The sequence below is a fragment of the Halobacteriovorax sp. GB3 genome, from assembly GCF_028649655.1.
GTDB lineage: Bacteria > Bdellovibrionota > Bacteriovoracia > Bacteriovoracales > Bacteriovoracaceae > BSW11-IV.
Genome location: NZ_JAQSLN010000003.1, coordinates 17,290 through 39,744, shown reverse-complemented (window position 1 = coordinate 39,744; position 22,455 = coordinate 17,290). Strand labels below are relative to the sequence as shown.

Sequence of the window (22,455 nt, the reverse complement as noted above, 5' to 3'; positions counted from 1 at the left end):
ATTCCTTCGTTTTCTGGTTCCGCTCAAATTCTGTAACTGTAATTCAAATCTAATATCTGTAAGTTAAGTTGGTATAAACCGTTGATTCATTTTCATCAAAGAGCCTTACGGCACTTGATTTACCATCGAAATCGAGCGCATTCCCTCCAAGAGAATGTCCAAGACTCGCTGATAACTCTTTTGAAACTTGATATGAAAGAGACTGATCCAAAACAAATACGTCTGTTGAATTTCCTCTATACGTCCAAGTTCTGTAATAAATATTGTCCATGCTAAGATTGAATCTCTTAGCGAAGTCATAGCTCACGAGCACTCTAGTAAGTGCACGGTGACTAGAGTTAGATGTTAGAGAATATCTCGCAGTCTCATACTGGTGAGCATATTTTGTAATACTCGGCATAAGATAAAGAGAGACTCCACTCATATACTTATCAAGTGACAATCCATACGTAGCACCTAAACTAAGGGCCGTAATAAGATCTGTATCCTTACGTGATCTCTTTGAAATCGGAAGCGTAAGAGATGCTTTCAAAGACCTATAAATGAATGTCTGGCTTGCACCGATAGACTTAGAAACAGAAAGAGATGAGTCTCTAACCGTTAATTCTCTATCGTTATTAAAGTCCTTATCAAAGGCAACACCCGTAGAAAGAACATAACCACCATCAAGCTTGTACTTACCTGAAAGACTTGTTGTATTTTGAAATGAATTTCCCGCACCCTTTTCAAGTGACGACTCAAGAGAAGACGAAGCCGAAAGCGAGACTTTCTCTTTAACAGTGTCTAACTTATTAACAACTGTATTATTAGATTGCGCATTGGCCATCGCTAATAAAGTCATCGGTGCAATAGTAAGTATTAGTTTTTTCAAAGCTCTACATCCTTTTCACAAAGGTTCCATTAAATTGATTGTTAAATATATTGCAATCACGATGCCACAAACGAGAGGCAGAGTACGGATATTCATAGGTAACAACCGGCCATTGGCCAACCTATTATTATTACAATAGAGAAAGTGGAAAAATCTGATATTGTGAAAGATTTACGGCCAAAACAGGCCACTTTTCCTTCACAAAACACGTGATAAAAAAAGGGAGAACACTGTTCTCCCTCATTAGAATCGCCTAAGTTTTAGACGGTATGTACAGAAATTAATTAACCAACTTTGTTAAACTTAATTACTTCAGTTGGGCAAGCTTCGGCGGCCTCTAGAATCTTCAGACCATCATCAAGAGGAGCTCCATCTCTAATAAGACAAGTATCATCAGTAACTTCAAATACTTCAGGAAAAATACCTTCACAAGCATTACAAACAATACAACCATCTTCAATCCACACCTTAGAAACAGCAAAGTTTTCTTGAGGTGCAGCTGAAGCATCTGCTGATTGAAATTGACCGGCAAACTCAGGGTTTGTAGCAATTTTCAATGCTTTATTAGATGCTGGAAGCGGATCAGCAATAAATGAACGCGATGGAATCGTATAAACTGGCTTAGAGTTATCTACTTTATTCGCTTCATTAAACTCAGCAGCTGTTTGAGTCGCTGATTTTACTTTTTCAAGGAATTTTCTAACTTTCATGCTGAAGTAGTGAGTTACACCTTCTTTAGATGCCATCACTTCAATCTCTAAAAGAGCGTCATCTAAACGATCGCACTCAAGAATTTGCTTCATGGCTTCGGCCATATCAAAGTCTTCTGCAAAATTAGTACTTTTTGGAGAGAATTCTACTGTCTTTTCAACCTGAGTTGGACTTCCAAATGGGTTGAATAGACGGAGTTTAATTCTATTAAACTTAGCAGGCTCGCGAGCAGCATTCCACTTAAAGCCAAAAGCGAATCCAGTTTCACCCTTTTCAGACTTTAAAATTTCAACTCTTGGCCTTGCAAATAAAAAGTGAAGACCACCTGATAGTAACGATAAGACACCTAGAGTAACAACAAGCCCTACACCGGCTAGAACAGCAACTCCCATGGCAATCATTGTCGTATTCACACACAACTCCTTATTTTCTCTTCTCAAACGAGATCATTTTAAAATTTTGTTATAGCTAATCATACACTATGTTCAAACGTTTCGTCTAAATTATTTCGAGTGTTTAGTTCAGATATTTGTAATTTTTTTTAGACGCAAAGGCCAATAACACAGGGCTTTCCCACTGTGAGCGCTCCTCGACTCTTAGATAAATAAGCGAACTTTAAACTTCAGTCTTGTCTTTTTTACATCCGCTAAGGCAATTACAACCCCTTGATCAACAACCAAATACTCTCCATCTAAGTAATCACAATGAACATCGGCCCCATTAAAAAGAAGGTCCCTTTTTCCCTCAGGGATTTCACACTTTGGAAGATCAAAAAGCTCTTCAAAAGTTGTTCTAATGGAGAGAAGATCATCTACTGTACACTCACCTCTTTTTGGCCAGTTATCAGTGTGAATAGAATTGGCCATGGAAATAGGTCCAATCTTTTCTCGGCACAATTCTTTAAGAGCACCAGTCGTTGCAAATTCTTTGGCCATATCTTCAAAAAGAGTTCGAATATAGGTCCCGCTACTTACTGTGGCCCTAAAGATCACGTGGGGATAATCAAATTCAATGATTTCGATATTGTGGATAAAACGCTTTACTGCTTCTTTTTCTATCAAAACACCTTGTCTGGCCCACTCATGCAAGGCCTTCCCCTCGTGCTTAGTCGCAGAAAAATGAGGCGGCACTTGCATATAATCCCCTTGAAACTTACTTTCAAGAGTACTTTTAAAGTCACCCAGCGTTTTCTCTTTTAAAAAAGTACAATCGCTTTTAATGAGCTCATCTTCCTTGGCCGTCAGATCCCCCGTGGGAGAATGAATACCAAGGACACCCTTGGCAATATAGGTTTTTGTCATTTCGTGAACACGATCAGTCAGTCTCGTGGCCGGACCAGTTGCCACCATGAGTACACCTTCAGCAAAAGGATCGAGAGTTCCAAAATGTCCTATTTTACCAAAACCTTTAGGAAGATTGTATTTAAAGGCGCGAATGACATCGAATGATGTTACGCCAACAGGTTTATAAACATTAAAAAGAAAAGGCCCATACTCTGGGCCTCTATTTTTCTTTGCCATAATTTTACTCTTCGCCGTCCTCTTCATCAGAGGCGAGGCGTCCCTCCTGAGCTTCCGACTCAAGTATGTCTGTGATATAGCGCTCATCAACATACTGAGAATCATAGAAAAACTTCAACTCAGGAACTTGCCTAACTTTTAAAGTCTTAGCAAGGTGAGATCTAAGTCTAGGACCTAAACCTTCAATGGCCTTCTTGGCATCTCCACGCTTATTTGCATCGAAAGTGTCCCAGTAGACCTTGGCCATAGTATAATCCACAGTCAGCTCAACTTTTGTAATACTAACAAAAGTCAGACGTGAATCATTGGCCTCTCTTCTAAGAAACCCGTTCAATTCGTGAACGAGCTTCTCAGTATATTTTTCTTTTTTAAAATTCTTCTTCGCCATGGTTTTACCTAAAACTAAAGATTGGCCTGCGCTTCTTTTTCTTCACGAGCAACATCTTCTAAAGTTCTCTTTTTCTCAACCATCATATAAGCTTCAAATGTATCGTTGATCTTGATATCGTTAAACCCTTCAAGAGCAACACCACACTCGTAACCATCTTTAACTTCTTTAACATCATCTTTAAATCTCTTAAGTGATGACATCTTACCGTCAAAAATAATTTTACCATTTCTAAGAAGTCTAACAGAACATCCTGCCAAGATCTTACCGTCAACAACGTAAGAACCAGCAATTGTACCAGCTTTTGGTACAGAGAATGTATCACGTACTTCAGCACGACCAAGATATTCCTCAACGAAGTCTGGATCAAGAAGTCCTTCAATGGCAAGCGTTACATCATTGATTAACTCATAGATAATTGAATAAGTTTTAACATCAACACCTTGTTGCTCAGCCAGCTTTCTTGCACTTGTTAATGGTCTCATGTTGAAACCAAAGATAAAGGCATTTGCTGAATCAGCAAGTGTAACGTCACTATCAGTAATTGGACCAACACCACCAGCAATGACTCTTACAGAAACCTCTTTATTTGAAAGTGGCTCAAGAGCTTGCTTAATCGCTTCAAAAGATCCCTGAACATCAGTTCTAACGATAACATTAAGTTCTTTTGTTTCTTGTTCACTAGCAGAAGCTGCAGCGAAGAAGTCCTCAAGTGACATCTTCTGCTTCTTAGGAGCTTGTTCAAGCTTCTTTCTTTCTAGCTCACGGTTACCAGCAATTTTCTTAGCTTCTCTTTCGTTTTTAACAACGTTAAGAGTATCACCTGGAGAAGGAGCGTCCTGAAGACCTAAGATCTGGACTGGAACAGAAGGTCCAGCTGATTTAAGATCTTTTCCAAAGCTATCAGTTAGACTTCTAGCGCGGCCAAAAGTTTCACCAACAACGATAGAGTCACCTTTACTTAGTGTTCCTGACTGAACGAGAACAGTTGCAACTGGACCACGTCCCTGCTCAACTTTTGACTCGATAACAACACCTTCGGCCTGTCCTTTAGGATCTGCACGAAGTTCAGAAACTTCAGCAAGAAGAGCAATACTCTCGAGTAGCTCATCTACACCATCACCTTTAAGAGCTGAGATTGGACAAAATTGAGTGTCCCCACCCCATTCTTCAGGAGTAATATTTAACTCAGAAAGCTCAGTTTTAACGCGATCTGGGTTTGCTTGTTCTTTATCCATCTTGTTAACAGCAACAATAACTGGAACACCAGCTTGTTCACAATACTTAACAGATTCTTTCGTCTGAGGCATCACACCATCATCTGCAGCAACAACAAGAACAACAATATCCGTTACATCAGCACCACGCTGTCTCATAGAAGCGAAAGCCGCGTGACCAGGAGTATCGAGGAAAGTAAGCCTCTTACCGCCAACGTCTACAGAATAAGCCCCAATGTGCTGAGTGATACCACCAGCTTCACCTGAAGCAACTTTTGCATTACGGATATAATCGAGAAGTGTCGTCTTACCATGATCAACGTGTCCCATAATTGTAATGATAGGATCACGAAGAGGTAGACTGCTATCAGACTTCTTTTCTTTACCAATAACTTTATCTTCATCAAAAGAAACGTCTTCAACTCTGTAGTTGTATAGATCAGCAATTTGAGTTGCTAATTTAATACCAACATAGTCACCGTTCTTAACGAGTAAGTTGATATCAAGACAAGCATCGATCATATCCTTAAGTTTAACAGAAAGCTTTTTCGCTAGTTGCTCTACAGTCGCTCCTTTATGAAGCTTTACAACACGCTTAGACTCTTTAACCTCTGTAATCTCAGTTGACTTACTCGGACCAGAATATGATTTTTTACGCTTAACTTGAGTATAAATTGGACGACCAGTTCCACTAAGAGCAGCATAAGACTTTAACTCTTCCTCTGCCTTTGTCTCAGTTAGAACTTGTGCTTTAGAAATCGATGTTTTCTTTCCAGAAACCATCGATGCAAGACCACCAATTCTTTTCTTGGCCGTATCTTTCTTTGCATCTTCGTCACTTGATGATTCTTCAGGAGTAGAAACAGGAGTGAAACGATGAGTTTTCTCAACTTTCTTATCTGAATTAGCTTCAGCCTTTTTCTCTTCTTCTGTTTTTTCTTTAGGCTTAGAAACAACACGAAGACCGAACTTACGAGTATTAAGAAGCTGCTCTGGAGATTCACCACTGGCCAGGTTCTTCTCCTCGCTAGAAGCTTCTTCACTAGAAGTTTCTACGACTTCACTCTCTTGTTCAGTTTCAACAGCTACAGTTTCCTCACTTGGCTCTTCAACCTTCTCAACTTCAGCCTCAAGCTTCACTTCAGCAACCGGGGCTGCTTCAACGATAGGCTCTTCTTCAGTTTTTGGCTCAGAAACTTCTGCACTCGCTGATGTTTTCTTCCTAACGACTGTTTTCTTTTTTCTAGTTACAGTCTTAGGAGCTGCTTCTTTTTCTTCTTCAGTTGAAGAATCACTTGAAGCTGCAGCTTTTTTAACGACCTTTTTCTTCGTTGCTTTTTTCTTGGCAACTTTTTTCTTAGTCGTCTTCTTTGTTTCTTTTTTACTATCAGCTTTCGCTTGAAACTTAGATAAGACCTGCTCAACTTCTTCATCAGTTAAAGAAGTCATGTGGTTTCTTACGGAATAACCCTCACCTTTTAGTGTTTCAACTAAATCGAGAGCTCCCATATCTAATTCTTTGGCCAGTTCAAATATTTTTTTAGGCATTCGCTTCTCCGTTTATTCCTATTTCCTCAAACCCAACTACTACTTAAGTTTAAAAGCTGCCAATTCCTCACGAAGTCTTTTTTCAGCTTCAGAGAACTTGTCACCTTCTTCAGAAGCTTCTCTTTCATTACTCTCAAGAAGTCCCTTATAAGCAGGAACTGCAGAAGCAGAAACGATTTCATCTTCATCAGATTGAAACTGAATATTTCCAGCTTCGATAGCATCAGTAGTTGCTGTAATAATTTTTTGTGCATCCTCTTCACTAATTTCAAGGATTCCTGCCAGTTCTTCAGCTGATTGAGCTGCAAGATCACCAATGGCCATAATTCCTGATTGAACAAGAACTTGAGCCGTAGCTTCATTAACAGGGTCGATTTGAACGAGGTTTTCAACGGCCTTGTTAACTTTTTCATGAAGTTTAGTTTTAGAGATGATGTTGATCTTATAACCAGTCAACATTGCTCCAAGACGTACGTTTTGACCACGACGTCCAATTGCAAGAGATAGTTGGTCTTCATCAACAACAACATCCATAGAGTGTTCATCATGATCAATTTGAATGTTTGAAATTTCTGATGGAGCAAGAGCTGCTCTAGCAAAAGTATCTAAATCATCATTGTACTTAACGATATCAATTTTTTCACCTTGAAGTTCGTTAACAATGTTTTGAACACGTGAACCTTTCATACCAACACAGGCACCAACTGGATCGATGTCTTTATCAACAGAAACAACGGCAATTTTAGCTCTTTGCCCTGGCTCTCTTGCAGCAGACTTGATTTCAATTGTCCCATCTTGAATTTCTGGTACTTCCATTTCGAAAAGCTTAACAAGAAACATTGGTGATGTTCTTGATAGTCTGATCTCAGGCCCTCTATTCGTCATTACAACTTCAGAGAGATAAGCTTGAATACGGTCACCTGGCTTAAAATTTTCACCAGGAATAACTTCTCTACGTCCAAGGATTGCATCGGCCTTTCCAAGGTCAACAACAATATTTCCTCTTTCATATCTTCTAGCAATACCAGTTACTAGCTCGCTCTCTTTATGCTTAAATTCAGAGAAAAGGATTTCTCTTTCAGCATCACGAACTTTTTGAAAAATAATTTGACGTGCAGTTTGAACATCAACTCTTGTGAAGTTTGGATTTTCAATCTTGATACCTAATTGATCACCAATTTCTACTTCTTCATCGAGTTCTCTAGCAGCTTCAAGATTAATCTCAACAATTGAATCTCTTACTTCTGCAACAACATTTTTATATTGGAAAATTTCAATATCATCATCAGCATCGTTGTAGCGCGTTTCGTATTCACCTTGGATACCAAACTTTTTTCTTGCTGTTACAAGAAACGCCTGCTCGATGGCCTTAACAATAATAGATCTTTCAATACCACGATCTTTACTTAGAGTTTCAATTACTCTACCTAATTCTGAAAAGTTCATCTTCAACCTTCCTTAATCCAATGTCCCTAATCTTCTAGGTCCGGTTCTAAATTTGCTTTTTTAATATTTTTAAATTCAATTTGAATTTCATTTCCATCTACATCTAAAGTCACAGAATCTTCTTTAACTGCGAGCAATTTAGCGACAAATTTATTGGCCGCTTTTAAGCTCTTTGGAAGTTCAACTTCAGTATAGTCACTTAAACGACCCATAATACTGAACATAACATTCTCATTAACAGCAGATTCAAAATGCCAAAACTCGTTCAAGCTACGAAAGATCCCAGGACTTGATACTTCAAGCATTAATTCCTCTGGCATCCAATCCAGCTCTTCAGCGTAAGGAGTCAGGGCACGGTCAACTTTAGCGCAATCATCTAATACGGCAGTCCCTGTATTTTCATCCATAATGAAAACACGTAGAGTATGGCTACCACTGATATAATCGAGATCGTAGAGCTTATATCCAAGCTCTGCTGTAACCTCTAAAAGAAGTTCGTAAAACTTTGCCTCAAGGCCAGTTCTGTTTCCTCTTAAAACCATTTTTTTACTTCCAAATAAAAAAAAAGGGCAGACGCCTGATCTACCCAAAAAGCAAAAAGCTTAATGTTTTTACAACACCCAAAGAAAAAATATATTTAGATGTAGTAATCTTTTATCAAGAATGAATTGTTTTTGCAACTACTTAGAAATCATTTACAGAGATATCAGGAATAATTCATCATAATGAAGGCATCGTCCCCATTTCCATAAAATCGAGCAACTCGACGCACAACTTCAAGTCCACATTTTTCATAGAGTGCAATGGCCCCTTTATTATCCGTAGCGACCTCTAAATAACACCCACAATGACCCATAGCAGCAAGATCATTACGAGCATGCTCAAATAGTCGATACCCTTTACCAAGCCCTCTCATCACGGGATGTAAAAGGATTTTATGAAGATGGACGGCCTCTCCTTCATTGATAATCTCAAAGAGAGAAAAGCCCATTATTTTACTCTCATCATACAAACAATAAATATAGAATTCTCGACTCGAGCAGAATGTTTCCCAGTTCTCAAGTTTCCAAGGCCTTTCAAAAAAACACTCATCCAACTCGACGACTTCTTTAAGATGAGTGCGATAGTCATCTTTTGAAAATCTTCGAATATCGACTTCGTTAGAAAAAGAGGTCATAAGTAACCTTCGTGCTGATTGATTCAAGAAAACGAAAAAGAGAGTCTTCTCTGTTTTTTCCCTCTTTAATGTTAAATCGTTGACGAAGAAAGACTTCAACAAAAAGAAGGTCCTTTTCTAATGCGCTCATAGTATCTGCGCCTTTTGGGTAGCAGCTTTGCAAACCTAGTTCCTTCAATATCTGAGAGGTCACTTTAACACTTCGCCCCTTAATGAAGCTTTGAATTTTTAAAACTTCTAAAGTCTTAACAAGATCTGCCTCCCGCTTTCTCAAGTCGTGAATTTCATGGCCAACAGGGGCGTAATTGACAGACTTAGAACGTCCAAAATTACTCAAATATTTGATAAGGTAGGACTTTTTAAGGCAAGAAAACGTCTGCATCGAGCTCAATTGTTGATTTATTTCTGAAACAAAGTACGTTTTTGAGTCAACTCGAAAGACAATGCGATCTTTTCCAACAAGTTTTAAAGAAGAGCTATTCTCTTGGGCCCAAGTGATTATCGGGCACAAGAGAAAGCTGATAAATAGAATATTTGTGAATTTCAATATTGCCCCTTGGTACCAAGGAAGCAAGACTTAAACTGGTGATGCTAGGTCGACGTTTGCAATGGCCGCATCAGGGTAGCTCTTAGCTTCCATGTGGAATCTAATTTTTACGAGAGGGTTGAAAGTATAACCATCTTTTCCTCTTATTATATACTTTCTTTTCTCGCCATTACCAGCTTTAGGTTCAATAAGTTTTCTAAGACGTGAAACACTCGTATAGATCAACTTATCGTGGATAAGTGGATTGTATTCATCTTTCCAAATAGATTTAGCTAATTGCTCTTTGTCATAGTAAGAACCAGAGTTCTTTGCTAGGAGAAAAAGAATTTCTAAGAGTACAAAACGGTGTTTAAAGTCGATAACTCCAAGAGTTCTCTCTTTAACAATACGATTTGTCTTATCGAGATAAATATCAACACTTGCATCATTTACATCTTCAACTTCTGATCTAATGAGTTGATCTAATCTTCTAAAAACAGCTGGGTTACTACACTCGCCAGCTAGCTCATAGAACATTAGAGCACGAGAGAAGTCACCGGCCAATTTAAAGGCCATCCCTTTTCCTAAAAGTACATACCCTTGGAGGTTCCAGCAATTTTTGCTACTTAGAACTTCGTTGGCCTTCTTAAAGTTTTCAAGGGCCTCTTTGTGATCACCTAGCTCAACACTAACTTTTGCATATGAATTGTACATAGCTCCACGTAAGTATGACTTATTAACAATTTCTAGAAGATCTTTTAATTGATTAAGATAAATGAGTGCTTCTGAAAATGAGCGACGGTTGAAAGCGTTTTGGGCCAAGGCCAATAAGCACTTTGCAAGAAGATCCGGTTCATTTTCTTCTTTGGCCTTCTTACAAGCAAGCTCATAATTCTCTTTGGCCGTAGAAAAGTCTCCAGAGTAATTCTTAACAATACCGACGTTGTAGAAATATTCAGCATTTAAACTACCTAGAACCTCGGCGAGCTTGTCGACGAGGATCTCTGCATTTGCGATATATTTTTTCGCGTTATGCGTATCTAGTTTTTCAGAAGCAATACGAATGAGAAATCCGTAAATTTTAAACATTGAATAAGTATCTCTAGGCTCTACCGCTAAACTTAATGCCTTTAAAAAGTTTTCTTCAGCATTGTTTAAATCGGCCTTATCATAATAAACCTTTGCTATTTGATAATAGGCCTTCCCCACTTCTAGTTCGTTCAAGTTAGAAGCTGTAGGAATCAGTTCATTTTCATTCTGATCGAGAAAAGCTAGACTGGCGTTGTCGTAGCTTAAAGTTGTTGTGGTTTCTTGCATACTCTTTCCTTGTCCCTCAAAAAAAGCTCAATCCCAAAAAGCTTGCCACTTCGTATCACATTATCACGCTGATAGTCAAAATCTATTGTTTTAGTCTGTAAAAAATATGCTTAACTCGTTGATTTATAAAGTTGTGATTGGTATTGTGGTTAGATCATTACAAACGTATTTTAAGCCACTTAGACATGGAGCATTAAACCAATGGCAAAATTCGATCTCGATACAATCAGGCACTCTTCGGCCCACTTAATGGCCCAGGCTATTAATAGACTATGGCCAAAGAGTAATGTTCAATTTGGTGTAGGTCCCGTTATTGAAAACGGATTCTACTATGACGTAGATATGGACTACAAGCTCACCGATGAAGACCTTGTAAAGATCGAAGATACCATGAAGCAGATCATTAAAGAAAAGCTTCCGATTGAAAGAAAAGTCATGTCTAGAAACGAGGCGATCGATTTCTTTAAAGATCAAGGTCAAGAGCTTAAAGTCGAACTCATCTCGGCAATTGCTGAAGATGAAGAAATCTCATGCTATTCTCAAGGTGAATTTATCGACCTCTGTCGCGGTCCACACGTTGAGAATACTTCAGATCTTCCTCAGTTTTTCAAGCTACTAAGCGTAGCAGGAGCATACTGGCGTGGAGACGAAAATAATAAGATGCTACAAAGAGTTTATGCTGCTTGTTTTAATGATAAGAAACAGCTTAAAGCGCACCTCAACTTCTTAGAAGAAGCAAAGAAACGTGACCATAGAAAACTAGGAAAAGAATTAGAGCTTTTCCACTTTGAGCCACAAATTGCTCCAGCATCGCCATTTTTCATGCCAAAAGGTGCTTTCGTCTATAATGAACTTGTTGAGTTTATGAGACGTCTTTACCGTAAATTTGGTTATGATGAAGTTATCACACCACAAATTCTTGATAGTGAGCTTTGGCACACATCTGGCCACTACGCACACTATAAAGAGAATATGTACTTTTCAAATATCGACGAAAGAGAGTATGCAGTTAAGCCAATGAACTGTCCTTGTCACATGCTAATGTTTAAGCACTACAAGTACAGCTACCGCGACCTTCCTCTTCGTTATGCAGATTTTGGACGCCTCCATCGCTATGAAAAAGCCGGTGCCGTTTCAGGTCTCACAAGAGTTCGTACATTCTGTCAGGATGATGCCCACATCTTCCTTCCACTGAATAAGATTCAAGATGAGATCAAAGATCTTATGCAAATGTTCTTCGTTTGTTATGAACACTTTGGATTTACAAATATCAAAGTTAACCTATCGACAAGACCAGAGAAAAAATCTGGTGATGATGCAACTTGGGATACTGCTGAAAATGCCCTAGAAGAAGCTTTAAAAGCTTCTGGTCATGAGTTCTTCATTAAAGAAGGTGATGGTGCTTTCTACGGTCCAAAGATTGATATCGAAATATCTGATGCAATTGGAAGGTACTTTCAACTTGGAACGATCCAACTTGATTTCCAACTTCCAGAGCGCTTTGGTCTAAGCTTTACAAACGCTGATGGTGAAGACGAAAGACCAGTTGTAATTCACAGAGCATTACTAGGGTCTCTAGAGAGATTTCTTGGTGTATACATTGAACACGTTGCCGGTATTTTCCCATTCTGGTTAGCACCAGAGCAAGCAGTAATTGTACCAGTTAATAACGACATCCACCTCGAATACGCCAATGGCCTTTGCAAAGAACTAAATGCCCAAGGAGTTCGCGTAAAAGTAGACGATAGAAATGAGTCTATGGGTTACAAAACGAGACAGATTCAAAAGTCAAAAACACCATTTATGATCGTCATTGGTGATCGTGAAATGGAAAATAAATCAGTAAGCTTAAGAGCGCATGGACAGAAAGGTTCAACAACTCTTACGAATGAAGAGCTCTTTACAAAATTTAAAGAACTCAACGCTGAGAAAATGCCAGAAAAGCTTAGAAATTAATTAAAAAAGGGGGGAGTCTTCTCTCCCCTTTCTTTTTTGATACAAGGACCCGTGTCATGAAAAAAAACATCCTCATTCTTTGTGGCGGCGGTCACTCAGAGCACGACATCTCGCTTATTTCTTCCCAATATATTTATGATTCTTTAAAAGATAATGATCAATACAATGTCTATCACGTAACAATCTTGCACGATGGAAGACGAATAGACCGAGAAGGAAAAGAAGTCGAATTAAGAAGGGCCGGAGAGATTGCCTGGAAACAAGGTAGTAAAAAAGTAGAACTCCACTACGCGATTCCTTGCATCCACGGACCTCCAGGAGAAACGGGCGAAATCCAAGCAGTTTTCGAACTAATGGGACTTCCCTACCTTGGTTGCTCACCAGAAGCAAATATTCTTTGCTTTAACAAAGTGAGCTCGAAACTCTGGTTTGACGCTTTAAATATTAAAAACACACCCTTTCTCTTTTTGGATGAACTAACGACAGCTACAGTACAGAAGGCCCATGATTTTTTTGATCTCCATCAAGGTGCTTTTATCAAAGCGGCATCACAGGGTTCTAGTGTTGGTTGTTATCCTGTGACAAAGAAGGATCAATTACAACAATACCTAAAAAAGGCCTTCGAACTATCACAATACGTCTTAGTTGAAAAAACACTAAAAGCAAGAGAACTTGAAATTGCGGCCTTTGAACACAATGGAAAACTCTACATCTCCCATCCAGGAGAAATCATATGCCCTACTAGTTTCTATTCTTTTGAAGAAAAATATGATGAGAAATCTCATACGACTACTGATGTAGAGGCGAAGAATTTAACAATTAACCAAGTAGAGAAAATGCGAGAGTTTGCAAGAAAGGCCTTCACAGGTCTTAAACTTAGCGATCTGTCGCGTATTGATTTTTTCTTAACAGAAGATGGTGAAATTTTTCTTAACGAAATAAATACTTTTCCAGGAATGACCCCTATATCAATGTTTCCAAAAATGATGGAAAATATGGGCATTCCCTTTAAAACATATTTGAGTGAAAGAATTCAAAGTAATGCGAGGTCTTAAATGAAATCAATTAATCAAAGTGACGTAAACCACGCCAATGAGAAACTATCAAAGCTTTATGAAAATGATAAAGTAGCAAAAGAGAAGAAAACTTATATTGCAGACTTGAGAAATTCTAAAGGTCCTTACTTTGGTGTTGAATCAAACGAAGGTACTCCACACTACTTCATGGATTCTGCGTCTCAAATTGCGACACTTGGGCTTGGTTTTAATCCTCAAAGCTTCTTTGGCCCAGCTCACTTTGAACAAACATGGACAAACCAATGTTCATCAAAAGGATTTGAAGAACTAGTACAATCACTTCATGGCCTATTTAAAAGAGAACTTAACTGGCAAACGATCCATACAAGTTTTTGTAATTCCGGAGCTGAAGCGAATGAAACAGCACTAGGACTTGCTTACAAAAACCGGAAAAATGAATCTGCCAAAAAAGTTCTTTGCTTTGAAGGATCTTTTCATGGCCGAATGATGGTTTCACTAATGAGTACTTGGAATAAAACAAAACGTGCTCCATTTGAGTGGCCAGGTTATGAATCTGTCTACATGCCATTTCCTGAAGATAAAAGTGGTCAAACACTTATTAAAGCTGATCAATCGTGGCTAAAATCATGGGAAATGTCTGCATCGAAAAACTTTAAAACACCTGAAAATACGAATAGTGACCCCCTTTTAGAAAGCGAAATTCAGTCTCTTTTAAAAATTCGTGATGCACTTAAAGAAAGAAATATTTTCGCGATCTTAATCGAGCCAATGCAATGTGAAGGGGGAGATCGCTATGCTACAAATCGCTTTTTTCAAGCGCTTGCCCTCATTGCGAAATCATTTCAAGTCTCATTAATCTTTGACGAAGTTCAAACAGGTTTCCATTTAGGTCGCAAGTTTTTCTGGCACACTGAATTTGAACTCCAAGATTCAAAGGGTCAGGAGCTCTTTCCTGATTACGTCGTCTTGGCAAAAAAAGCTCAATCGGGAATAGTCCTCTCTCCTATTGATAAAAGAAATAATGAGGAAATTGCTGTATCAAGTATAGCAAGAGGTCATGCTCACGCGCTTATGATCTCTCAAAACGATCAAAGAATATTAGAATTAGAGAATCTTACAGATGCCCTTCTGTTAAATTTTAAAAATAAATACTCTGACTTTGTAGAAAACCCAAGAGTTCATGGACTCGCCTTTGCCATTGATCTAAAAAACCAAGAACACGTAGGACAATTTATACAAAAGCGCTTTGATCATGCTCAACTATTCTACCCAGCAGGATCAAACACATTAAGGTTTCGCTTAAATACTTCTTTTAGAAAAGAAGACTTAGACTTTCTTTTTGCCTGTTTGGAAAATATTGCTGAATCCGTTTTTCATCAAAAAGAGCTGGCACCTGTAGAAATTCCAACTTTTACAAGCAGAGCAAATGATCTCTATTTTTGGCAAGAGCTATTTCTAGAAGCAAGACTAGCTCCAAACAATAAAGAGAATACGCTAAGGACAGCAAAAGAGTGGATTGAACAAAAAACAGAATCAGTGCTCGTTAAGATAAATAGAGCGAACTTCCTTGAGTTTAAGGAAAAAATAATTGATCTTGAAAAAACAGTTTATGAACCTGCAAGGCAAACAGAAATTGAAAAATTTGAAGCAACAGCAAATCATGAAAACTCTCAATGCTACGCTTTAATGAAAAATGACAAACTTCAGGCCATTACTTTTGCTGGACCACTTTCTTTATACCCTTATGAAAGAGGAGTTAGAAGAGATCCATCATTTGCAAATGAAAATACTCTCTATATGCTCGATACAACGACAGCTCCGAATTCCCAAGGACTAGGAATTGGGAGAGACTTAAAATCATTTCTTGTTTTAAACAGCATTTTCAACGGTATTGAATCAATCAATGGAAGAAACCGCGATCACTTAGCAAAGGGAATGCTAAGTATTAATTTATCTCTTGGTGCAAAAGTTATTGATTACATCAATGAAGATTATCCTGATGATGAAGAATATAGAGATGTTTTCTATTATAAAGGAACAGCGAGTTGGAAAGAACAGCCTATAGAGCTTTCTAACGGTGTTCAATCACGCCTAACACTTTCTCAACTAAGCACAGACTTTTGTAAAAACCAACTTCCTTACCTAGTTAACAAAGTATGTCTTTCAAACTTTATTAGCTCTCGCTTTATTCAAGACGTTAAAGATCTTACAGAATCATTTCCAAAAGAACTTCAACACGTCTATACGGCCAGTGGTCAAAGTGAATGCGTTGATAAACTTTCTCGTTCTCTTTGGTTCAATCAAAAAGAAAATGAAAAATCAAACAAGCTACTGACGTTCAAAGGCCACTACTTTGGAAAAGGAAGTTTCCTATCGAGAAGTTTAAGCGAAAGTGATGAGTTTTTCGATACAACAAAACTGACTTGCCCAACGACCAGTGAAACGGCGTCTCTAAAAGAGTTGGAGTCTATCCTTAAAAAAGAACGATTCATGGGCCTTTGGCTTGAGCCAATTCAACAGAGAAATGGAAAGAAAATTTCTCGTGAAACACTAGAGAAAATCATCACTCTTTGTAATAAGTATAAAACTCCAGTTATCTTCAATGAGACAGCGAGTTCGATGTATCGTTATAGCAAAGAACAATTTCTCTGTGCAAATCAACTGAAACTCCAACCAGATGCGCTCATGTGCTATCTCTCAGGCCAAGCAGCTATTTGTGCAATGAAAAAAGATTATTTTATCGATGCCCCACTCATGGTCATTAGTACATGGGATGGTGATGAATTTAGTTTTAACAATTATCTTTTTGAAAAACAACTCATTGAAAATAACAAAAGAGATTATGACAACACACTTGCAGAATTTGATCAGGCCATCAAAACTATTGCTGGCGATCATTCAATTAATGAATTTCATATAGAAAACGGAGTTGGACTCATCAATGGACCGCTCAGTTACGTTTATTCAAAATATTTTAAACAAGATAGAAGTGGTCAATTCTTAGTCCTTGCAAGTTACGGTCAAATGAAGAGATTTCTCTCTAAATACAACAGAGGTGATATCTAATGACTGATCAGGCCTTACCTTTTATTCAATATGAAGCAGGAAAATCTCACCGTGAATGGGGCCTCTCTCACGGTGAATCTTTTAGAGAGGGAATTAGGGAACTCTCGTCGATTAGACGTGAACTTATGCTTAAAAAGAACCCTTCACTTCTTTACTCTCTCGATAAACTTGCTCACGATCAATTTGAAATATCAAAATCATTTGCTCCTCATCTGGCCGAAGAGCTCGAGGCCATAGCAAGTGGTGCCAGTATCTCTTTAACTGATGTCGTTATTTTGAATAACTATACAGACTTTAGAGATATAGAAATGCCAGACGAAGGTTGTTCGACTGTTCATATCCAATCAAGTGATCATGTAGTTAGTGGTCAAACTTGGGATATGCACTCGAGTGCAAAAGACTATATATCGGTCATTGAAGTACCAGAGAGTAAGCATGGACCAAAGTCCTATCTCTTCTCTCTTGTTGGTTGTCTCGGCATGATGGGAATCAATGAATCAGGTCTTTTCATTGGTGTTAATAATATTAATACAAAGAATGCAAAGGCCGGCCTTATTTGGCCATTACTTGTTCGCCACACGCTTGAACAAAAGGCTTTTGAGCAAATGAAAAACAAGCTAACGGGAGCTCCTGTTACAAGCGGACATAATTATCTTATTAGCGATAGCAAGCAAAGTGAACACTGGGAAATCTCTCCGAGTGCAAAAGAGCTTCTCTTTCACACAGATGAATTCAATCACGGTAAAACATTTCACACAAATCACTGCCTTGGTAAATTTGTAAAAGAGTTTGAGCAAGAAACAGCAAAGAGTTCAACAACCTATGATCGCTATGACCTACTCTCTAAGAAAATAAACCAAACAAAGAATTTTAATGATTTAATCGAACTCTTTAGAGACCATGAGGGATATCCTAAGGCAATCTGCTCGCATTTTGAGAGTGGAGCACAAGACCCATCTATGACGTGCGGTGGTGCAGCCTATGATCACCGTAGTAAAAGTGCTTACTTTTGGCGTGGTTGTAAAGAATTTGATTCCAATTATAAGGATTTAATGCTTCAATTTTAATTGAACTGTTTTGTTCCCAGGGGCAAGGAGGCACTATGGGAGATCGTCCTTATTTTATTACTTGGCAAGATCAAGAAAAGGCCCACACGGTTTCAATTGAAAAGGCCGTAGGTAATTTCCTTATCACGAATGAAGGAAAGCGCCTCTTTGATTTCTCATCAACAAGCTATCATGCCATTTTTGGTAATTCACACCCAGAAGTTGTTAAGGCCATGATGAATCAGGCCAAGCTCATTTCAGTTTCCAACCCAAAGAGTATTTTTAAGCTAAAAGAAGAAGTCTCTTATATGCTTTTAAAGGCCCTTAAAAAAAGAGACGGTAAATTATTTTATACAGTCTCAGGAGCTGAGTCTGTTGAAAATGCTTTGAAAATGGCAAGACAAAGAAGTGGAAAAAAAATTATTCTCGCAAGAGAGCAGTCTTATCATGGAGCCACTCTAGGAGCACTCTCTATTACGGGAGACTGGCGCAATAAAAAGCACGACACAATTGATGAGTGGACTGCCAGAATTCCTGAACCACACGATGATCCAAAGTTAATTAAAACTAAGAAAATTATAAAATCAATTGGACCTCACAAAATTGCAGCATTTTGTCTAGAAACAATTACAGGTGGAAATGGTGTTATCATACCTCCAAAGAGCTGGTTTGAAGGAATTCAAAAAATTTGCGATCAATATAAAATACAGCTCATCCTAGATGAGGTTGTGTGCGGTTTTCATCGTACGGGAAAACCATTTGGGTTTCATCATTATAAATTAAGACCTGATTATATTTGCATGGCAAAAGGGATCAATGCGGGTCATTGTCCTTTTGGAGCCGTTTGGGTTTCTAAATCGGCCTCAGAAGATCTAGAAAAAGAAGTTTTTAGTTATGGTTTAACAAATTATGCCCATCCCCTTGGTCTCGCATCTACAAAAAAGGTTTTACAAATCCTTGAAAGGGAAAAGCTACAAACTCACCTAAAGCAACTTCAAAAAAGCTTTAAAAAACATCTCGACACGCTAAAAAAGAACCCCTTCGTTAAGGAAGTTCGCCAGATAGGTCTTTTAGCTGCCATAGAAACCAATGGCCGTGAAGATCTCTTTGACGACTTTAAAGAGAGTGGGCTTTTTGTTTCACAAGTGCGTGAGAATATCATCCTCTGCCCAAGTTACATTACAAGTCTTAAGCAAGTTGAAAAATATATCTCAAAAATAGATCAAGTAATTTTAAAAAAATATTCCCTTGATAAGGAAAAACAGAATGACAAAAATATATCAGTCAAGCGACGAAGCAGTTAAAGATATTACAAGTGGCTCAAGCGTTATGAGTGGAGGCTTCGGTCTTTGCGGTATTCCAGAAAACAGTATCGATGCTCTCTGTAAAAAAGACATTAATAACCTCACTGTCATATCCAACAACATTGGAAACTCAGGAAGAGGACTCGTAAAGCTCTTAGTTCAAGATAAAATCTCAAAGGCCTACTGTTCATATGTAGGGGGAAATCCTGATCTTGAAAAACGAATCTTTAACAAAGAAATCGATGTAGAATTAGTTCCTCAGGGAACATTTAGTGAAAGAATACGTGCAGCAGGAATGGGAATTAGGGCCTTTTATACTCCCACAGGTCACGGAACAATTGTCGCAGAGGGAAAAGAAGTCAAAGAATTTGATCGCCCCTGTGTTCTTGAAACGGCCCTTCATGCAGATTTTGCTATCATTAAGGCCCAAAAGGCCGATCCTTATGGGAACCTGTGGTTCAAAGAAACTGCTAGAAACTTCTCCCCTCTCATGGCGATGGCCGCAAAAACGACAATCGTTGAAGTTGAACAACTTGTAGAACTTGGAGAAATAGCACCAGAAGATGTCCATCTCCCAGGTATTTTTGTTCAAAGAATTTACCAAGGATCAAATTATAAAAACGATATTGAATTTTTAACTTTAGAGGATAATTAATGGCCTGGACCAAAGAAGAAATGGCAGATAAGGTGCTTGAAAAAATCAGTGATCAATCGAGTGTCAACTTAGGTATTGGACTTCCAACAATCGTCGCTCAAAGACTTCCCGAAGGTAAGACTCTGTGGATACATTCTGAAAATGGAGTTTTAGGGGTCAAAGGTAGACCAAAAAAAGATAATGTTAGTCCAACCCTTATTAATGCTGGTAAAGAAACAATTACAATCAAAGAGGGTGCTTCATTCTTTGACAGTTCTTTGAGCTTTGGAATGATTCGCGGCGGACACATTGATTACTCGGTCCTCGGAGGGATGGAAGTTGACACTGAGGCCTCACTTGCCAATTGGATGATTCCAGGAAAAAAACTCACGGGCATGGGTGGTGCTATGGATCTAGTGAATGGCTCTAAGACAGTTATTATTATGATGACTCATTTCAGTAAAGACGGTAGTCCCAAGCTTGTAAAAAAATGTGATCTTCCTTTAACTGGAAAGTGTGTTGTGGATTTAGTTGTTACTGATCATGGAATTTTTAAACCGAATGGAAATTGCTTTGAAGTTTTAGAGCTAGCACCAGGTGTAATAGAGAGTGAATTAAAACTACCTTAAAATAAAAAAAGGGAGCCCTGCACTGCTCCCTTTCTTTCGGCTTCCTGCCTGTCATGATTCAACTTCCTGTCGATCACAATTAAATTATAACTAAAAAAAAGATTTCCTGCACAAAAAAAATAACAGGGTATTTTTTTCCGAACAAGTTAGTCCAACATAAATTGACGAGTACTTTAACGAACGTATAAAATCTTAATAAGGAAAACATACTATGATTAAAAAACTGTTATTCTCCTCTGAAAAAGAGAAAGAAAAAGAAAAAGACTATAAAATTCAAACCTTTACCTATTTTATTCCCTCTCCACCTGCTAGAAAAACAGGCTACAGAGAAAAAGAGTTTGATAAAATCACTTATGAAATTTTAAACAGAGGCTACAAAATAATCGACCTAAAGACTCAGGCAACAACCAATGCGACGAGCTCTGGAATGTGGGTGATTTTTTTACTCAAGGCCTTAAATGAGAATGCATCACTTCTCGACTTTACTAGTGAAGAAATCTTTTCAGAACCAGTTGAAGGACTATACCAAATTGACCATGAATAAATTGATCCTCATTCCCTTCCTTTTTATTTTTGCTTCTTGTTCATTAATTATTAAATCTAATGAATCAAAAGTTAATTTAGTTTTAAAAGATAAAAAAGAAAAAGAACTCTTCTGTAATAAAAGCAACACACAATTTTATATACAAAACGAGCAAACGTACTTGCTTATTCAGAACTTAAATAAGAAAGTAAATCTAAGTGCTCAAGAGATACTTGTAGCAACGGTTCTCACTGAGATTTTCAACTCTCCTTTTGCCGTTTCAATCGATTCACAAATTCAATTCCTGGATATGAATTTGGCCAGCAAAAATTTTGAACACAGTTATTACTTGAGCGATAAGAGGCCAACAAATCTTTTTGACTCTTTAAGATATTACCTGAAAAAGAATAAGGCTAAATACTCTTTAGGAGAACTTATCTCTCTTGTCGAAAGAGAACTACCGACTCGCATAACAATCTCTAAACGATATGCAAGGTTTCTCTCAGGTATTGAGCAAAGTATTCGAAGTGACGAAAAGCTAAGTGCGACTTACTTAAGAGGAAATCAATTAATTAAAGCAAATGAAACGATAAGGCGTTCCTCTTTAAAGCGTATCTACAATGTGTCACGTCTTCAGACAAAAGAACAAAGAAAAAAGAAAGTAACAAATAACTCCTATCTCTTTCCTTATGTTACTAACGACCAAAAATACTTATGTAATTACGATCTAAATATTTATGAAAATTCAATCTTTCTCATTTCAAAAGACAAAAGACCTCAAACCCTAGAACTAGGCGCCATGAAAAACAACTTTTCAGCAATGGCAGTTCTTAGACTTTATCCAAGAGTTCATAGTAAAAAATTGTCTTCACACTCACTCTTTGGTCAGTCACAAACTCCACGCCCTGTGGCCATATGTCACAAGTCGAATTCAAATGAAATTTTTGTCTCTTCAAAAGGACCTGACTCGGCCCAAATACTCCAACAATTTATAAAAAACTACGCAAAACTAACGACAAAGAAAAATCTTAAAGAAAGTCTTTATCACTCTAGAAATATCGTCATGATTCCACCAAAGAGAATTCTTAGCGAAACAAAGAAACTTGACTCAAATGACCTAGAAAACCTTTTAAAAAGTGATAATGCTGTCTACCATGTAGAGAATATTGGAAACATTTGGGGGCTCCATAGTAAGAGTTTTTTCCAAGACCCAAGATCAGTAAACAGCTTAAGATGTATCTAACAATCAAAGGGCTTGCATCTCAAAAAGTTTTTAAAGAAGTTGAAATCAATCAAAGTGATTTGAATGAAAACCTTCTTCTTTTTTTAAGAGCAAATAACGTCCCTGTTGCATCTAGCTGCATCGCTGAAGGCATTTGTAAAAAGTGCCTTGATCATCAAGGTAATATAATATGTAACTATAAACTGCAGGAATATATCGATTTATTTGGCCTAACAATAAGCTTTGATTACCTGTAGGACGAAAATCTATTTTCATTGCCATTCTTTTAAGAGATAATAAAACCACTTTTAAAAATA

At 37.9% G+C, this 22,455-nt stretch carries 20 protein-coding genes; 10 read left to right on the top strand and 10 right to left on the bottom strand.

Going from position 1 to position 22,455, the window contains the following annotated elements; all coding sequences use genetic code 11:
• Positions 1-49: 49 nt before the first annotated feature.
• The 10 genes from HBN50_RS06360 to HBN50_RS06315 all read right to left on the bottom strand — a co-directional run bounded on the left by HBN50_RS06360 (position 50) and on the right by HBN50_RS06315 (position 10,721).
• A complete protein-coding gene (locus tag HBN50_RS06360) occupies positions 50-871 on the bottom strand; it encodes a hypothetical protein (RefSeq protein ID WP_273868727.1) in 822 nt (273 codons plus the stop codon).
• Positions 872-1,155: 284 nt separating this feature from the next.
• Positions 1,156-1,995, bottom strand: a complete 840-nt coding sequence (locus HBN50_RS06355; protein ID WP_273868725.1) for a ferredoxin — start codon at positions 1,993-1,995, stop codon at positions 1,156-1,158.
• A 183-nt stretch (positions 1,996-2,178) separates the two neighbouring features.
• The gene (locus tag HBN50_RS06350) at positions 2,179-3,102 is read right to left on the bottom strand and encodes a tRNA pseudouridine synthase B (RefSeq protein WP_273868724.1); all 924 of its coding nucleotides are present in this window, start codon (positions 3,100-3,102) and stop codon (positions 2,179-2,181) included.
• A gap of 4 nt (positions 3,103-3,106) precedes the next feature.
• Complete coding sequence (gene rbfA / locus HBN50_RS06345; RefSeq protein WP_273868723.1) at positions 3,107-3,490, bottom strand: 30S ribosome-binding factor RbfA; 384 nt, start codon at positions 3,488-3,490, stop codon at positions 3,107-3,109.
• Positions 3,491-3,504: 14 nt separating this feature from the next.
• Positions 3,505-6,255 (bottom strand): translation initiation factor IF-2, encoded by a 2,751-nt coding sequence (gene infB, locus HBN50_RS06340; protein WP_273868721.1) that lies wholly within the window; start codon positions 6,253-6,255, stop codon positions 3,505-3,507.
• Positions 6,256-6,294: 39 nt separating this feature from the next.
• Complete coding sequence (gene nusA, locus HBN50_RS06335; protein ID WP_273868720.1) at positions 6,295-7,701, bottom strand: transcription termination factor NusA; 1,407 nt, start codon at positions 7,699-7,701, stop codon at positions 6,295-6,297.
• A 26-nt stretch (positions 7,702-7,727) separates the two neighbouring features.
• On the bottom strand, positions 7,728-8,243 hold the full coding sequence (gene rimP, locus HBN50_RS06330) for a ribosome maturation factor RimP (protein ID WP_273868719.1): 516 nt from the start codon (positions 8,241-8,243) through the stop codon (positions 7,728-7,730).
• Between the two features lie 164 nt (positions 8,244-8,407).
• Positions 8,408-8,878: a GNAT family N-acetyltransferase gene (locus tag HBN50_RS06325; protein WP_273868718.1), complete on the bottom strand. Its 471-nt coding sequence runs from the start codon at positions 8,876-8,878 to the stop codon at positions 8,408-8,410.
• Complete coding sequence (locus HBN50_RS06320) at positions 8,862-9,425, bottom strand: hypothetical protein (RefSeq protein WP_273868717.1); 564 nt, start codon at positions 9,423-9,425, stop codon at positions 8,862-8,864. The genes HBN50_RS06325 and HBN50_RS06320 overlap by 17 nt, the downstream gene beginning before the upstream one ends.
• A gap of 30 nt (positions 9,426-9,455) precedes the next feature.
• On the bottom strand, positions 9,456-10,721 hold the full coding sequence (locus HBN50_RS06315) for a winged helix-turn-helix domain-containing protein (protein ID WP_273868716.1): 1,266 nt from the start codon (positions 10,719-10,721) through the stop codon (positions 9,456-9,458).
• A gap of 201 nt (positions 10,722-10,922) precedes the next feature.
• Between HBN50_RS06315 and thrS the strand changes: the two genes are divergently transcribed.
• The 10 genes from thrS to HBN50_RS06265 all read left to right on the top strand — a co-directional run bounded on the left by thrS (position 10,923) and on the right by HBN50_RS06265 (position 22,395).
• A complete protein-coding gene (thrS, locus tag HBN50_RS06310) occupies positions 10,923-12,677 on the top strand; it encodes a threonine--tRNA ligase (protein ID WP_273868715.1) in 1,755 nt (584 codons plus the stop codon).
• 56 nt (positions 12,678-12,733) lie between these two features.
• Positions 12,734-13,732, top strand: coding sequence for a D-alanine--D-alanine ligase (locus HBN50_RS06305; RefSeq protein ID WP_273868714.1), 999 nt, complete (start codon positions 12,734-12,736; stop codon positions 13,730-13,732).
• On the top strand, positions 13,733-16,780 hold the full coding sequence (locus HBN50_RS06300) for an aminotransferase class III-fold pyridoxal phosphate-dependent enzyme (protein WP_273868713.1): 3,048 nt from the start codon (positions 13,733-13,735) through the stop codon (positions 16,778-16,780).
• Entirely contained in the window at positions 16,780-17,847 is a 1,068-nt protein-coding gene (locus tag HBN50_RS06295) for a C45 family autoproteolytic acyltransferase/hydolase (protein WP_273868712.1), read from the top strand. Before HBN50_RS06300 ends, HBN50_RS06295 begins: the two co-directional genes overlap by 1 nt.
• 35 nt (positions 17,848-17,882) lie before the next feature.
• Positions 17,883-19,130, top strand: coding sequence for an aspartate aminotransferase family protein (locus HBN50_RS06290; RefSeq protein WP_273868711.1), 1,248 nt, complete (start codon positions 17,883-17,885; stop codon positions 19,128-19,130).
• On the top strand, positions 19,093-19,785 hold the full coding sequence (locus HBN50_RS06285) for a CoA transferase subunit A (RefSeq protein ID WP_273868710.1): 693 nt from the start codon (positions 19,093-19,095) through the stop codon (positions 19,783-19,785). Before HBN50_RS06290 ends, HBN50_RS06285 begins: the two co-directional genes overlap by 38 nt.
• Positions 19,785-20,393, top strand: coding sequence for a 3-oxoacid CoA-transferase subunit B (locus tag HBN50_RS06280; protein ID WP_273868709.1), 609 nt, complete (start codon positions 19,785-19,787; stop codon positions 20,391-20,393). The genes HBN50_RS06285 and HBN50_RS06280 overlap by 1 nt, the downstream gene beginning before the upstream one ends.
• A 211-nt stretch (positions 20,394-20,604) precedes the next feature.
• Complete coding sequence (locus HBN50_RS06275; protein WP_273868708.1) at positions 20,605-20,937, top strand: hypothetical protein; 333 nt, start codon at positions 20,605-20,607, stop codon at positions 20,935-20,937.
• Positions 20,930-22,159, top strand: a complete 1,230-nt coding sequence (locus HBN50_RS06270) for a hypothetical protein (RefSeq protein ID WP_273868707.1) — start codon at positions 20,930-20,932, stop codon at positions 22,157-22,159. The genes HBN50_RS06275 and HBN50_RS06270 overlap by 8 nt, the downstream gene beginning before the upstream one ends.
• Entirely contained in the window at positions 22,150-22,395 is a 246-nt protein-coding gene (locus HBN50_RS06265) for a hypothetical protein (RefSeq protein ID WP_273868706.1), read from the top strand. Before HBN50_RS06270 ends, HBN50_RS06265 begins: the two co-directional genes overlap by 10 nt.
• Positions 22,396-22,455: the final 60 nt, after the last annotated feature.